This is a genomic window from Serratia sp. JSRIV002 (assembly GCF_019968725.1).
Taxonomy (GTDB): Bacteria; Pseudomonadota; Gammaproteobacteria; order Enterobacterales; family Enterobacteriaceae; genus Chania; species Chania fonticola_B.
In genome coordinates, this window is the sequence record NZ_CP074143.1 from 3,094,619 (window position 1) to 3,109,988 (window position 15,370).

The following is a 15,370-nucleotide window of genomic DNA, read 5'->3' on the forward strand; positions in this document are numbered from 1 at the left end:
ATGACGATAAGCAAACGAGCCCTGGTCTATCTGTTTATGACGCTGGCGGCGCTGGCCTCGGTGGTACCCTTTATCTGGATGCTGGTGACTTCGCTGAAAACCCAGGCCGAAAGCATTCAGATCCCGCTGACCCTGCTGCCGGAAAATCCGAGCTTGCAGGCCTACGGCAAGATCATGCGCGAGATCCCTTTCGCGGATTTTTATATCAACTCGCTGCTGGCCACCTTCTCCACCGTGACGCTGCAAATGGTGATCGCCACCATGGCCGCGTATGGCTTCTCCCGCCTGCACTTTCGTGGCCGTGACGCGGTGTTTCTGGTGTGCATCTCGATCCTGATGGTGCCGGGCCAGGCATTTCTAATCCCGCAGTTCCTGGTAGTGCAGAAAATGGGGCTGGTCAACAGCATTACCGGCCTGGTGCTGCCGGGGATCTTCAGCATTTACGCCACCTTCCTGCTGCGGCAGTTCTTCCTGGCAGTCCCTAAGGAGATGGAGGAAGCGGCGCTGATCGACGGCTACAGCTACTTCGCCATCTTCTGGCGCATCATGCTGCCGCTGATCCGCCCCGGCATCATCGCCTGCATCATCATTAACGGCTTGTGGAGCTGGAATAACCTGATGTGGCCATTGATCGTCAACACCACCACCGAAAAATTGACGCTGCCGGTGGGGTTGGCTTCGCTGTCCAGCCGTGCCGGAGTGGAATACCCGCTGCTGATGGCCGGTGCCTTGATGGCGGTGATCCCGATGCTGATGCTGTTCATTCTTTTCCAACGTTATTTCATCCAGGGCATCGCCAGCGCTGGCGTTAAAGGCTAACCGCGAACAATAAGGTAAACAGACATGGCCGGTATTCAATTAAACAGTGTGAAAAAGGTCTATCCCAACGGTTTCCGGGCGTTGCATGGCGTGGATCTGGATATCAAGGACGGTGAGTTTATGGTGTTTGTCGGCCCGTCCGGCTGTGCCAAATCCACCCTGCTGCGCATGATCGCCGGGCTGGAAAGCGTCAGCGAAGGCCAAATCATGATCCACGACCGCTGCGTTAACGACACCATGCCCAAAGATCGCGGCATCGCCATGGTGTTTCAGAACTATGCGCTCTATCCGCATATGACCGTCTACAAGAACATGGCCTTTGGGCTGATTGGAAAAGAGAGCAAGGCTGAAATCGACCGGCGGGTGCAGGATGCTGCCGAGAAGCTGGAAATCACCAACCTGCTGCATCGCAAACCCGGCCAGCTCTCCGGTGGCCAGTGCCAGCGCGTGGCGGTTGGGCGTGCCATCGTACGTAAACCCAAGGTGTTTCTGTTCGACGAGCCGCTCTCCAACCTGGATGCCAAACTGCGCGTTTCCATGCGCGTGCAGCTCATCGAACTGCACAACCGACTGAAACAGGAAGGCGCCGCCGCCACCATGGTGTATGTGACGCACGATCAGGTCGAGGCGATGACCATGGGCGACCGCATCTGCGTGATGAATCGGGGCACCATCATGCAGGTAGACAAGCCGATCAACCTGTATCACCACCCCGCCAACCGCTTTGTCGCCGAGTTTATCGGCAGCCCGTCGATGAACCTGCACGATCTGGACTTGCTGCGTAATGCTCAGGGAACACAGCTGCGTATCGACGATCGCTATCTGCTGACCCTGCCGCCCGCGCTGGAAAAACAGTTGGAAGACTATCCGCACCAGCGAGTTTGCCTGGGTATTCGCCCTGAAGCGCTGCGCCTGTGCGCTGCCGGTACCCAAAACTGTTTCCCGGCCCGTATCGCCACCATTGAACGCATGGGCAACGAAGAGTTGCTGCACTGTGAACTGGCCGGATTACGCTTCGTGCTGCGGATTGCGTCTCAGCCAGACTGGGAACCGAGCATCGGCGAACAGATCCATTTGACGTTTGATTTGGCCCGCGCCCACCTGTTCGATCAGGCCAGCGGTGACAACCTGAATAATAACGCTACCCAGTCACTGGGATAATTTGGGAGTACTTTGCAATGTCTAATGACTTTACTGGCCGTCCGGTACGCGTGTTGGTGATTGGTGCCGGTGCTCGTGGGGAGATTTACTCTCGCTATGCATTGGCTCACCCAGAACTGATGCAGGTGGTGGCGGTCGCTGAACCGCGCGATACCTATCGCCAGCAGTTTGTAGCCCAGCACGGCATCTCGCCCGAAAACGTCTTTACCGACTGGCAGCAGGCCGTGGCGGCAGGCAAACTGGCCGATGCGGTGATGATTTGCACCCAAGATACCCTGCATCTGGCACCGGCCCTGGCCTTCGCCAAACAGGGTTATCACATGCTGCTGGAGAAACCGCTGTCACCTGATGCCAGTGAGTGCCGCACCATCGTTGAAGAAGTGGAGCGCCAGGGGATCATCTTCTCCGTCGGGCACGTGCTGCGCTATACCCGCTATACCCAGAAACTCAAGCAACTGCTGCGCGATAAGGTCATTGGCGACATCGTTAGCCTGCAACATCTGGAGCCGGTGGGCTATTGGCATCAGGCTCACTCTTTCGTGCGTGGCAACTGGCGCAACGACCAGCAGGCAGCCTTTATGCTGCTGCAAAAATCCTGTCACGATATTGACTGGATCCGTTACGTGATGGATACGCCTTGCGAGCAGGTCAGCTCATTCGGTGGATTACGCCACTTCCGCCAGGAAAACCAGCCTCAGGGCGCAGCGGATAACTGCCTGGACTGCGGCGTTGAGGCCGAATGCCCCTATTCCGCCAAACGCATCTACCTTGGCGAAAACCACAAGGCAACGCCGGGCTTCCTGCGGGTGCTGACGCCAGAAGTCGATCAGGAACATCTGGTCGCCGCGCTGCGCAACGGCCCTTATGGTCGCTGTGTCTACCGCTGTGATAACAACGTGGTGGATCATCAGGTGGTGAATATGCAGTTTAGCGGTGGCCGCACCGCCGCCTTTACCATGACCGCCTTTACCAAAATGGAAGATCGCAAAACGCGCATTTTTGGCAGCCAGGGATGCCTGGAGGGCGATGGCCGCTACATCCGCATCACCTCCTTCCTTGACGACCGCGAAACGCTGTATGACGTGGACGAGGCCGAAGACCTGCACACCATGTCTGGCCACGGCGGCGGCGATTATTATCTGATGCAGCACTTTATCGCTGCCGTGCGCGCCAACGATCCTTCGCAGGTGCTGTCTGGCCCGCAGGAAACGTTGCAGAGCCACCTGATGGTCTTTGCCGCCGAACGCGCCCGCCGGGAAAACGCCGTCATCACCTTGGGTGAGGAGTAAAGCCGTGGCTACTCATGCTATGCGTTACGGTTTTGATATTGGCGGCACAAAAATCGAAATGGCCGCCTATGATGCCCAGTTGAATCAGGTGCTGTGCCAGCGTGTCAGTACACCCACCGGCGACTATCGCGAGTTTCTCGCCTGTATCGCGCAACTGGTCAGCCAGGCCGATCGCAGCCTGCACACCCAAGGCAGCATCGGCATTGGCTTGCCGGGGATCACCGACCCACGCAGCCGCAAGCAGTTGGCGGTAAACGTGCCCTGCCTGACGGGCCACTGCCTGGCGGACGATCTCACTCAAGAGCTGTCGCGACCGGTAGAGATTGAAAACGATTGCCGCTGTTTTGCACTTTCGGAGGCCAGCACGCCCCAGACCGAACGGTTGGAAGTGGTGTTTGGTGCCATCATCGGTACCGGCGCTGGCGGTGGGCTGGTGATGAACAAACGGCTCCACAAGGGCCGCAATGGGCTGGCTGGGGAATGGGGGCATACACCCATCTCGGCCCAGTTGGCTCAGCGTTACGATCTGCCGCTGTTTGTCTGCAACTGCGGCCTGACCGGCTGCTTTGAGCGTTATGTCTCCGGCAGAGGTCTGCTGGCCCTGAGCCAACACTTTGGCCATAGCGCCGCCAACGTCCCGGCCCTGATCACCAGTTACCGTCAGGGCGATCCGTTAGCGCAACACCTGATGGGGATCTACATCGATATCCTGGCCAGCGCGTTGGCCAGCCTGCAACTGTTGCTGGATGTGGACGCTTTCGTGTTAGGGGGCGGGCTTTCTAACGTAAGTGAACTCTATGCACAGTTGCCCGCCGCCATGTGCCGCTGGCTACTGCCAGGGACAGAACCGGCGATGGTTTATCCCCCGGTGTATGGCGACGGCAGTGGCGTACGCGGTGCGGCACTGTTGCGCCAAAGCTGGCAATAAAAAATATAAGGAAAGCTCACCCGCATTATTCATCGTGGGTAGCTTTCATCCACGGCGGAATTAATTGGCGCGGCAAAAGGGATATTAGCCGAATAAATAAGGCATTACCGGTTTTCAGTTTATTTCCATGCGGCTTTCGATTGATGACCAACCGAAAGATGCGGCAATAATAACCGGTTGAAATATAAGATTATATTTAAATTTTTCGATTGCGTTGCGCGGTTTCGTTTGCTGTAATTTGCAACGAAAGACTGAAAATACGCCTGTAACGATTGCTGTGGCCCCTATGCCACGGCCAGGGTTTGCTACGGGTAAATCAGGAGTCAGCTATTCATGATCAATACCGTTAAACGGCGAGAATTAATTATCGACCAGTTGTGTCGTGAAGGCACGGTGCGCGTGGAACAGTTGAGCAGCCAATTTGCCGTCTCTACCGTCACCATTCGCAGCGATCTGCGCCATCTGGAAAAAAGTGGCTGTGCGGTACGGGCCTACGGCGGCGCGATGCTCAATAAACAGTTCGCCTTCGATCGCCCGCTCCAGGACAAGGGGCGCATCAACCGCGATGTGAAATTCGCCATTGCCTGTGCCGCCACCGCATTGGTGAACGACGGTGACGCGATCATTCTCGACTCGGGTTCCACCACTAGCCAGATGGCCACCCAGTTGGCCGGCAAGAAAGACCTGGTGGTGATGACCAACGCCTTGAATATCGCCTTCGAATTGGCCAGTAACGAACAGGTGGATTTGATGGTGGTCGGCGGCAGCGTGCGGCGCAAGTCCTGGTCGCTGTATGGCCCCGCTGCCGAGCAGCACATCCGCCAATATCGCTTTGATAAATTTTTCCTCGGCGTTGACGGCTTTGATTTGGTGGGCGGTATCACCACGCCAGATCCTGGTGAGGCCCAGCTTAACCGCGCCATGTGCGAAGTGGCCCGCGAAGTGATTGCGGTGGTTGACGCCAGTAAGTTTGGCCGCAGCAGCTTCTGCATGATCCGCGAGATCGGCCAGATCCACCGATTGGTGACCGACAGCCGCATTCCAGCCAATTACCTGCATGCGCTGCAAAACCTGGGGATCCAGGTGATTATCGCCGACCACTAAATAGGCATCAACAGGCATTTATCAGGTATAAACCGATTTTTTTTAAGGAGTTACCATCATGACAGGTTATTTTTCTTACGATGCGGACTGGCTGGAGCAACATCATGCGCTGCATACCGCCCGTGAGATTTGGCAGCAACCGGACCTTTGGGCGGCCTTGCACCAGCAGTTGGTCGCCCAACAGGAGCAATGCTCCGCTTTCCTGACGCCTCTGCTGCAAAACCCGCGCCTGCAGATTGTGCTGTGCGGTGCTGGCAGTTCAGCCTTTGCCGGACGGGCCTTGGCCCCATGGCTGAGGGAAAAAACCGGCCGGGATGTTGCGGCCTATGGCACCACCGATATCGTCGCCAATCCGCAGCAGTTTCTCGACCCATCACGCCCGACGCTGCTGGTCTCTTTCGCCCGTTCCGGCAATAGCCCGGAAAGCGTCGCCTCGGTAGCGCTGGCAGATCAACTGCTCCCCCAGTGCTATCACCTGATGCTGGTGTGCAACCCGGATAGCCAGTTGGCCAACTATGCCCACGGCCGTAAAAACGTCTGTGCCCTGGTGATGCCACAGGGTTCAAACGACCAGAGCTTTGCCATGACCTCCAGCTTCAGCTGCATGATGCTGAGCACCGCGCTGCTGTTAGGCCCCTATTCCCTGGACGCCGCCAAGCAACCACTGGCACAGATGATCGAGCGCTGTAGAGAACTGCGTGAATCGCTGCAATCCCAAGTAAAAACCCTGGCCAGCAGCGGCTTTAGCCGTTACATCGTGCTCGGCAGTAGCTGTTTCACCGGCCTGGCGGAGGAAGCCTCGCTGAAAATGTTGGAACTGACCGCCGGGCAGATCGTCACCCGCTATGACTCGCCGCTAGGCCTGCGTCACGGCCCTAAATTTATGGTCGATCCACAGACGTTGGTACTGCTGATGCTCTCCAGCAACCGCTATACCGAGCGTTATGAGCAGGATCTGTGGGACGAACTCCAGCGTGACGGTTTGGCCAGGCAAATGGTTGGCCTGGGTAACTCGCCAACGGAGAAAACGGGCCAGTCCGATTTGCATCATGCCGACGACGATATCTGGCTGTTGTTCCCCTATCTGCTGTTTGCCCAAATGCTGGCGTTTGAAACCTCGCTGGCGCGCGGCCTGACGCCGGATAACCCCTGCCCAACCGGGGAAGTCAACCGCGTGGTAAAAGGCGTGACCATTTATCCCTACTCTGCTACCGAGCTGTGAGGAGCCGTTATGTACCTGATATCCAACCGTGAAATGCTGTTGAAAGCGCAAAGGCTGGGCTATGCCGTGCCAGCGTTCAACGTACACAATCTTGAAACGGTGCAGGTAGTGGCAGAAACCGCCGCTGAACTGCAATCCCCGGTGATCATGGCCGGGACCCCGGGCACCTTTAGCTATGCGGGTACCGACTATCTGGTGGGAATTTGCCGCTCGGCAGCCCAGCGCCATGACCTGCCGCTGGCGTTGCATCTAGACCATCACGAAGAACTCGAAGATATCGCCACCAAGGTCAGAGCCGGGATCCGCTCGGTGATGATCGATGGCTCGCACCTGCCTTTTGAGCAGAACATCGCGCTGGTTGCGCAGGCCGTCGCGTTATGCCATCGCTATGGGGCTAGCGTAGAGGCGGAACTAGGCCGCCTGGGTGGCCAGGAGGACGATCTGATTGTCGATGCCGCAGACGGTTTTTATACCGACCCAAAAGCCGCCCGCGAGTTTGTCGCGGCTACCGGGATCGACTCCCTCGCCGTCGCCATCGGTTCGGCTCATGGGCTGTACCACGGGGAGCCCAAGCTGGATTTTGACCGTCTGGCGCTGATCCGCGAACAGCTGGATATCCCGTTGGTGCTGCACGGTGCCTCCGGTATCCCGGAAGCGATGGTCAAGCGAGCCATCTCGCTGGGGGTGTGTAAGGTCAACGTGGCAACCGAACTCAAAATCGCCTTTGCCGATGCGGTGAAGAGCTATTTCTCGCAACATCCCGAAGCCAACGATCCGCGCAAATACATCGTTCCGGGTAAATTGGCGATGAAAGAAGTGGTAGCAGAAAAGATCCGTATCTGTGGCAGCGCAGGGATGCTGTAACTCCAAAGCGTTAGATTAAGGGCCGCAGAATAACGATGAATATGCGGCCTTAACATTAATATCGCTATTTAAAGTCACACCCGTTATTATAAGCAGCATCAAAAAGTAATAATCCTCACATCGCCCCTAAATTCCCCCCACTATGATCTAAATCATGGTTTTACTGCCTGGCCATCCCTACTATTAAATTCAATTAACGAACGATTGCTGTTATTATTATTTACTCAATACATTATAGTCACGTTGGAAATTAAATCACCAGACAATGGAAGTTTGTTTTTTAGACAATAATCGACTTTTTTGTTAATGGATGGTTTTACTTTATGCTAATAGGAATAGCTTATGAAATCTATTATTACGGCTTTGGCCATGCTGGCAGCATTACCCCTTTCAGCTCATTCAAAACAAGAGGTTAGCCACAACGCCATCTCAGGGAGCATCCAGTTTTCCGGCAAAATCAGCGCCCCAACCTGCGAGATTTCGCGCAATGATGGTCAATACATATCCAGTTGCTATCGTGAAACCGCCTTCAACACCAATGAATTTATCCAAATGCCATTGGATAATATGGGTTCGGAATTAATGGGCAAACCCATTCGTGAATCGGTGTTTAATGACCCTTCTCTACAACGAATTACGTTAATTTACAATTAATCCTAATCGACGGAATTATGTCATACAATTAGTCATCGAAAATGACTTTGTGGTTTTACTAACATTTTGGCGTTTCACCTCTCGGGGTATACCTACTTGGGTGTACCCTGTTTTTCCCTATAGCCCCCGCCCCATCAGCATGTCCGAAATCCGCCATCACATCCGGCTCTTTCATGTAATAATCGCCCTATCAAACGCAAGGAGTGAACAACATGCTGACCTTTTTTATTGATCGTATGCCGACGCCGGTCGGTGAACTGGTGTTGATCGGCGATGAGCAAGGACGGATGCGCGCGCTGGACTGGACCGATCACGAGGCACGCCTGATGAAGCTGCTCAACAGCCATTATCGAGCCTCTCCCTTCGTGATACAGGAGCAAGCCAACCCCGGCGGCCTGACGGAAGTGATGCAGCGCTATTTTGCTGGCGAGTTGGCAGCCATCGACACTGTGCCGGTGATGACTGCGGGCACCGAGTTCCAACGCACCGTTTGGCAGCAACTCCGGAAAATTCCCTGTGGGGAGATCATCACCTACGGGGAGTTGGCCAAGCGCATTGGCAGGCCAACCGCATCACGCGCAGTTGGCATGGCTAACGGCACTAACCCAATCAGTATCGTAGTGCCCTGCCACCGAGTGATCGGCTCTCAGGGAGCGCTGACCGGTTACGCCGGAGGGGTCCAGCGCAAACAATGGCTGCTGAAACATGAAGGTTTCCTGCCCCAGGATCTGATTTAATCGGCCAGCAGCGCCAACGCGCTTTCCTCATCCGTCACCAGGCCGTTGATCCAGCGGCCTAGTAAGGCCGCACGAATGGCCTGATGTTTTTCCGTACCACCTGCCAGAGCAATCACCGGTTTTTCCGGCCGTTGGTGCAGATTAACGCTGGTTAGCCGCCGATCGAGTTCGCTAGCCACCCGCTGGCCCTGCGGATCGATAAAATGGCCGAGCATTTCTGCCACTGCGTTAGACTCACAAAGACGATCGACATCTTCTGCGGTGATAAACCCATCCTTGTGCAGTGGGCAGTGGTATTCGATGGTGCCAATGCCAATAAAGGTCACATCGGCCTGGCTGGCCTTGTCGTTCACCGTGCGATAAATGCGGTGGTTGCACCACAGGGCGCGATCCTGTTCGCTATCCGCAAACAGCGGTGCGGGCAGGATAAAGTAGCGGCCCTGGGTTTTCTCTGCCATCCACAGCGGTACGTCATAGCGGGTACAGGAGCCATCAGCCGCGATCGCCCCGATCAGCGAAACGCAGCTATGCTGTGGCCGCTCCAATTCCGGCAGCTCATCGATCGCCGCCTTCAGGCTGCGGCCTGAACCCACCCCAATGTTCAATGGCTGTTCACTACGCAAAAACTGCGCCATCACTTCAGCCCCGGCTACCGCCACTGCGCGGTTTATCCCGGCACTCTCCATTCCCTGACTTGGCACCACCTGGCACAGCGTTAAGCCATAGCGTGCGCTAAGACGGGCCGATAATTCCATGCAGCGCCCTACCGGGTGGGAAATGTTGACGCTGATCAGACCGCTGTCGATCGCCAATGCCACCAGCCGCTGCGCAACCTGGCGCGATACGCCCAACGCCTCGGCAATTTCATTCTGAGTCTGTCCGGCCACGTAATACATCCAGGCGGCGCGCGCCGCCTGATCCAGCTTCTTATCGTGTTTGACCATGTTGTTTCACCCGCTACCCCTGATGGCGTCATTTTACCGGCATTCCACCTGCCCGCAGAGGCCGATTTGCACATTTGTGAGCTAAAGCCCATTTAAAGGGCAAAAGTTTATTTAATCTATCGCCATCAATGGAGCAAATGCCCAATACAAGGGCGGATGCCCTAAAATAACCTTTAGTGGAGAACGTTATGAGCAAACCAGTGAACTCTTCCCAGGCCATTTGGCTGCATATTGGCGCCGGATCTTTCCATCGTGCTCATCAGGCCTGGTATCTACATCGCCTGATTGCAGCGGGCGATAGCCGCTGGTCGATTGCGCTTGCCAACATTCGCGATGACGCCACGCCGTTACTGGATACGCTGGCTGAGCAACAAGGCCAATACGTGCTGGAAACCGTCACCCCACAGGGCGTTCGCCAGTACGAAACCATTACCTCCATCAGCAAGGTCATTCCCTGGGATAACGAACTGGCTGCGTTGACAGCGCAAGGGGCCAAACCAGAAACCCGAGTCATTTCCTTCACCGTTACCGAAGGTGGCTATTATCTGGATAACCAGTTTAATCTGGATCGCGCTAACGCCGATATTCAGGCCGATCTGCTGGGCGCCTGCCGCACTATTTACGGCACCATGGCACAGCTCTTGGCACGCAGAAAGCAGCTTAATGGTGACCCTGTCACGTTATTGAACTGCGATAACCTGCGCCATAACGGTGAACGCTTCCGTCACGGCCTGATGCAGTTCCTGCAACTGCGTAAAGAACCAGAGCTGATCGCCTGGATCGATAGCCACACCCGCTGCCCCAACACCATGGTTGACCGCATCACACCACGGCCAGCGCCGGAGGTTGCCGAGCGCGTTGCCGAAGCCACCGGCTTCCAGGATCGTGCGCCTGTAATGGGGGAAGCCTTTATCCAATGGGTGATCGAAGATGATTTCATCAACGGGCGGCCAGCGTTGGAGAACGTCGGCGTCGAAATGGTTGAATCCGTGCTGCCCTATGAAGAAGCCAAGATCCGCATCCTCAACGCCAGCCATAGCTGCATTGCCTGGGCTGGTACGCTGATTGGCCAAAGCTTTATTCATGAAAGCACCGGCACCCCGGCCATCCACCAGTTGGCTTATGATTATGTGACCCAGGACGTGATCCCTTCCCTGACGCCGAGCCCGCTCGACTTGGCCGCCTACCGTGACGTGGTTCTGGAACGCTTTAGCAACCCCTATATTCGCGATACCAACCAGCGCGTCGCCGCCGACGGTTTTTCCAAAATCCCCGGTTTCATTACCCCAACGCTGCAAGAGTGTTATCAGCGCGGCCAGGAGCCGAAAGCCACGGCCATGCTGCCTGCCCTGTTCTTTGTCTTTATGCAGCGCTGGCACCAAGGCCAACTGCCTTATGAATATCAGGACGGTATTCTGGACGCCGCCGCTGTCCACCAGATGTTCGCAGCGGCCGATCCGGTAGCGCTATTTGCCTCAGATGAGAAATTGTTCAGCACCTTGGCCCACAGCCGTGCCTTTAGCCAACTGCTGCGCCAATCCATCGATCGGGTTAATCACTGGCTGGCGCAATAAAGGGAGCGAACCATGTATCTAGGACTCGATTTAGGCACCTCAGAAATCAAAGCCGTGGTGATTGATGACAACGGCACCCTGATCGCCAGCGCCGGTGAGCCGCTGGAAGTACAACGTCCGCATCCCCACTGGGCAGAGCAGGACCCGGCCGATTGGTGGCGAGCAACGCAGGCGGTAGTGAGCCGTTTGCGCGCCAAAATTCCGCAACAGTGGCCGCAGATCCGCTCGCTGGGGCTTTCCGGTCAGATGCACGGAGCGGTGCTGCTCAACCGTGATAATCAGGTTTTGCGCCCGGCGATTTTATGGAATGACACTCGCAGCGCCGAACAATGCAAGCAGTTGACGCAGAACGCACCGGAGTTGCATGACATTGCCGGTAACCTGGCGATGCCGGGATTCACCGCGCCCAAGCTGTTATGGGTTGCCAGGCATGAACCGGAAATCTTCTCGCAAATATCCACCGTGCTGCTGCCCAAGGACTTCCTGCGCTGGATGATGAGTGGCGACAAGGTTTCGGATATGTCGGACGCGGCTGGCACGCTGTGGCTCGACGTGGGCAAGCGGGATTGGTCAGATTCCTTGCTCGCTGCCTGTGGCCTCAACCGCGATCAGATGCCGCGTCTGGTAGAAGGCAGCGAAGTCTCCGGCCAGTTGAAAGGCGATATTGCGCGCTCCTGGGGCCTTGCTGACAATATTATCATTGCCGGTGGCGGTGGAGATAACGCAGCCAGCGCGGTGGGCATTGGCGCGGTTAATCCAGGCGATGCATTTATCTCGCTGGGGACCTCCGGCGTGCTGTTCGCCGTGAACGATCGCTTCCGCCCCAATCCACAATCCGCCGTCCATGCGTTTTGCCATGCCTTGCCTGAGCGCTGGCATCAGATGAGCGTGATGCTTACCGCCGCCAGTGCCCTGCGCTGGTTCTGCCAACTGGTGGGCAGCAATGAACCCACGCTGTTGGCCGAAATCGCCCAGATGAACCTGGCGGAACAGCGCCTGGCCCCGGTATTTTTACCCTACCTGTCCGGTGAACGGACGCCACACAACGATCCGCTGGCGACCGGCGCGTTCCACGGTCTGACACACAGCCATCAGCGTGCATCAATGGGCTATGCGGTGCTGGAAGGCGTGGCATTCGGTATGGCGGACGGCCTGGACGTTCTTTCGCAAGCCGGAACTCGGCTGGAACAATGTTCACTGATTGGCGGTGGCGCTCGCAGCGAACATTGGGCGCAACTGATGGCCGACGTGCTCGATCTGCCGGTGGTCACCCATCTTGGCGGTGAAGCCGGCGGCGCTTTGGGCGCGGCGCGGTTGGGATGGCTGGCAGCAGGTGGAACGGTGGAGCAGGTTTGCCACAAACCCGCCATCGATCGGCGCTTCCTGCCGGACGGCGAACGCCAACCTCTGCTCGCGGAACGTCTGGCCACCTACCGTCAGCTCTATCAACAACAAATGGCCCTGCGCCGGGCATGATCCCGGCGCGGTAAAAAATAATAAGACTGTACCCTTACACCTATCCTGGAGTTTGTTATGCCACAAACACATAAACACTGGTTCGGCCTGCCGATGAACCTGTTCTGGGGCTACATCGCCATTGCCATTTTCATGAGCGGCGACGGCTTTGAGATGGCCTTTCTGTCTAAACACATCACCGATATGGGGTTCACACCGGCACAGTCGGCGCTGGTGTTTACCGTGTATGGTCTGGCAGCGGCGCTGGCGGCCTGGAGCTCCGGCGTGGTGGCCGAAATCATCACGCCACAAAAAGCCATGCGCATCGGCTTTATCCTGTGGCTGGTAATGCACGTGCTGTTTATGCTGTTTGGCCTGGGGATGCGTAACTACCCGTTGATGTTGCTGTTTTACGGCATTCGTGGCCTGGCCTATCCGCTGTTTATCTATTCGTTTGTGATGTTGGTGGTACAGAACGTCCCTAAACAGCAGCTCTCTTCCGCGATGGGCTGGTTCTGGGCAATGTACTCGATCGGCATCGGCTGTGTCGGCAGCTATCTGCCCAGCTTTACCATTCCGTTGATGGGCGAAACCGGCACTCTGTGGTTTGCCATTGTCTGGGTGGCTGCCGGTGGCTTGATGGCGATGTTCCTGCTGCGCAACGTGGGTGAAGCCAGCCCCAAGGCCGACCTTTCACCGCAGGAGAAACTCAAAGAGCTTTCCCGCGCGGTGACTATCCTGTTCACCAACCGCAATATCTTCCTCTCCTGCCTGATCCGCATCATCAACACGCTGTCGTTGTTTGGCTTTGCGGTGATTATGCCGATGCTGTACGTAGGCCGGCTGGGCTTTAGCATGTCCGAGTGGCTGCAAATTTGGGCGGTGTTCTTCTTTGTCACCATCTTCACCAACATTATGTGGGGCATTCTGGGGGAGAAAATCGGTTGGCTGCGCCAGGTGCGCTGGTTTGGCTGCATCGGTTGCGCCATCTCCAGCCTGGCGTTTTACTACCTGCCGGTGCATTTTGGCCATAACTTCTGGATCGCGCTGGTGCCCGCAGTCATGCTTGGGATCACCGTTGCGGCCTTCGTCCCTATGACCGCAGTGTTCCCGGTACTGGAACCCAACCACAAAGGTGCAGCTATATCGATCTATAACCTTTCCGCTGGCCTGAGCAACTTCGCGGCCCCGGCCATCGCTTCTATAGTGCTGCCCTTCTTTGATATCGAAGGCGTAGTGTGGGTGTATACCGGTTTGTATCTGGTGGCAGCGGTGTTGACGCTGATCGTCAAAGTCGACCAGCCAGGACATAACAACGTCCCGCGCTATGTTCCGGCTAATGATGCTTTGGCTAAAAATAGCGCCTGACTTTAAAGCTGGGCGCAGCATGCTGCGCCCGTTCGCTCCTGCACAGTACGGTCATCACTGGCGGGCTCATTCACCGCACGGATTTGTGTAGAAATATTTACTCGTTAACCTACGTTACCATCACGGATGAAAGCTATCTGCCCACCTATGCCCCTACAATCGATAAGACTAATCGCAGAAAGCCGATGATAATGCGAGATTTATTCGTTTTTCATATGGTTTTAGTCAATATCAGCCAGCCTTTCCCGAAGTCAATAAATCACTAAACATCAGTATGCTACGGAATGATGAGCAATAGTCCTGTTTAAAAATCACACAAAATGTCGCCATTGTTGTTCTTGCTGTACTTATCACCTGCCGCAAAAGATGTTAAAATTGACTCATATCAATTATTGCGTGAGCTTAATCTATGATCCCGGAAAAACGCGTGATTCGTCGTATCCAGTCTGGTGGTTGTGCGATCCATTGCCAAGACTGTAGCATCAGCCAATTGTGTATTCCTTTTACGCTGAATACGCATGAGCTGGACCAACTCGACAACATCATCGAGAGGAAAAAGCCGATCCAGAAAGGCCAAACGCTGTTTAAAGCCGGTGACGAACTGAAATCACTGTACGCCATCCGCTCCGGGACCATCAAAAGCTACACCATCACCGAACAGGGTGACGAACAAATTACCGGCTTCCACCTGGCGGGCGATCTGGTGGGCTTTGACGCCATCGGTGGCCTGAAGCACCCAAGCTTCGCTCAGGCGCTGGAAACCTCCATGGTCTGTGAAATCCCGTTTGAAACGCTGGACGATCTCTCGGGCAAAATGCCTAATCTGCGCCAGCAAATCATGCGTTTGATGAGCGGTGAGATCAAAGGCGACCAGGATATGATCCTGCTGCTGTCAAAGAAGAACGCCGAAGAGCGCCTGGCCGCTTTCGTCTATAACCTGTCGCACCGCTTTGCCGAACGTGGCTTCTCACCGCGTGAGTTCCGTTTGACCATGACCCGTGGCGATATCGGCAACTATCTGGGCCTGACGGTGGAAACCATCAGCCGCCTGTTGGGGCGTTTCCAGAAAAGCGAAATCCTCAGCGTGAAAGGCAAATACATCACCATCGAAAACGCAGACGCCTTGTCACAACTGGCGGGTGCCGCACGCATCAACGTCTCCGTAAGCGCCTGATCCCCTACTGGGCCAATAATTCGCTGAAATTGTTGGCCCAGCCCCCCCTCTGCCGCTGTTCTGTTTTTCAATGTTGG

At 55.9% G+C, this 15,370-nt stretch carries 14 protein-coding genes; 13 read left to right on the forward strand and 1 reads right to left on the reverse strand.

Annotated features, from left to right (window positions below; genetic code table 11):
* From KGP26_RS14565 to ogt, 9 genes are all read left to right on the forward strand, one after another.
* Entirely contained in the window at positions 1-819 is an 819-nt protein-coding gene (locus KGP26_RS14565) for a carbohydrate ABC transporter permease (protein ID WP_021806473.1), read from the forward strand.
* Between the two features lie 24 nt (positions 820-843).
* Complete coding sequence (locus KGP26_RS14570; protein WP_021806474.1) at positions 844-1,980, forward strand: ABC transporter ATP-binding protein; 1,137 nt, start codon at positions 844-846, stop codon at positions 1,978-1,980.
* A 17-nt stretch (positions 1,981-1,997) separates the two neighbouring features.
* A complete protein-coding gene (locus KGP26_RS14575; RefSeq protein WP_021806475.1) occupies positions 1,998-3,269 on the forward strand; it encodes a Gfo/Idh/MocA family protein in 1,272 nt (423 codons plus the stop codon).
* A gap of 19 nt (positions 3,270-3,288) precedes the next feature.
* Positions 3,289-4,197 carry an ROK family protein gene (locus tag KGP26_RS14580; protein ID WP_223665658.1) on the forward strand — a complete coding sequence of 303 codons (909 nt, stop codon included), beginning with the start codon at positions 3,289-3,291 and terminating at the stop codon, positions 4,195-4,197.
* Between the two features lie 333 nt (positions 4,198-4,530).
* Positions 4,531-5,301 carry a transcriptional repressor AgaR gene (gene agaR, locus KGP26_RS14585; RefSeq protein ID WP_021806478.1) on the forward strand — a complete coding sequence of 257 codons (771 nt, stop codon included), beginning with the start codon at positions 4,531-4,533 and terminating at the stop codon, positions 5,299-5,301.
* A 58-nt stretch (positions 5,302-5,359) separates the two neighbouring features.
* Positions 5,360-6,523 carry an SIS domain-containing protein gene (locus KGP26_RS14590; protein ID WP_021806479.1) on the forward strand — a complete coding sequence of 388 codons (1,164 nt, stop codon included), beginning with the start codon at positions 5,360-5,362 and terminating at the stop codon, positions 6,521-6,523.
* Positions 6,524-6,532: 9 nt separating this feature from the next.
* Entirely contained in the window at positions 6,533-7,387 is an 855-nt protein-coding gene (locus tag KGP26_RS14595; RefSeq protein ID WP_094981284.1) for a tagatose bisphosphate family class II aldolase, read from the forward strand.
* Positions 7,388-7,729: 342 nt separating this feature from the next.
* On the forward strand, positions 7,730-8,041 hold the full coding sequence (locus KGP26_RS14600; RefSeq protein ID WP_059200888.1) for a hypothetical protein: 312 nt from the start codon (positions 7,730-7,732) through the stop codon (positions 8,039-8,041).
* A 212-nt stretch (positions 8,042-8,253) separates the two neighbouring features.
* Positions 8,254-8,778, forward strand: a complete 525-nt coding sequence (gene ogt / locus KGP26_RS14605) for a methylated-DNA--[protein]-cysteine S-methyltransferase (protein ID WP_223664168.1) — start codon at positions 8,254-8,256, stop codon at positions 8,776-8,778.
* Here the strand turns inward: ogt and KGP26_RS14610 are convergent.
* Complete coding sequence (locus tag KGP26_RS14610; protein ID WP_223664169.1) at positions 8,775-9,722, reverse strand: sugar-binding transcriptional regulator; 948 nt, start codon at positions 9,720-9,722, stop codon at positions 8,775-8,777. The two genes, ogt and KGP26_RS14610, sit on opposite strands and share 4 nt — an antisense overlap.
* A gap of 188 nt (positions 9,723-9,910) precedes the next feature.
* Between KGP26_RS14610 and dalD the strand changes: the two genes are divergently transcribed.
* The 4 genes from dalD (at position 9,911) to KGP26_RS14630 (ending at position 15,293) form a co-directional block, all read left to right on the forward strand.
* Positions 9,911-11,296, forward strand: coding sequence for a D-arabinitol 4-dehydrogenase (dalD, locus tag KGP26_RS14615; RefSeq protein ID WP_223664171.1), 1,386 nt, complete (start codon positions 9,911-9,913; stop codon positions 11,294-11,296).
* A 12-nt stretch (positions 11,297-11,308) separates the two neighbouring features.
* A complete protein-coding gene (gene xylB, locus KGP26_RS14620) occupies positions 11,309-12,772 on the forward strand; it encodes a xylulokinase (RefSeq protein ID WP_179247512.1) in 1,464 nt (487 codons plus the stop codon).
* Between the two features lie 57 nt (positions 12,773-12,829).
* Complete coding sequence (locus KGP26_RS14625; protein ID WP_186629223.1) at positions 12,830-14,119, forward strand: MFS transporter; 1,290 nt, start codon at positions 12,830-12,832, stop codon at positions 14,117-14,119.
* A 409-nt stretch (positions 14,120-14,528) separates the two neighbouring features.
* Positions 14,529-15,293, forward strand: coding sequence for an FNR family transcription factor (locus KGP26_RS14630; RefSeq protein WP_021177882.1), 765 nt, complete (start codon positions 14,529-14,531; stop codon positions 15,291-15,293).
* The last annotated feature ends 77 nt before the right edge of the window (positions 15,294-15,370 follow it).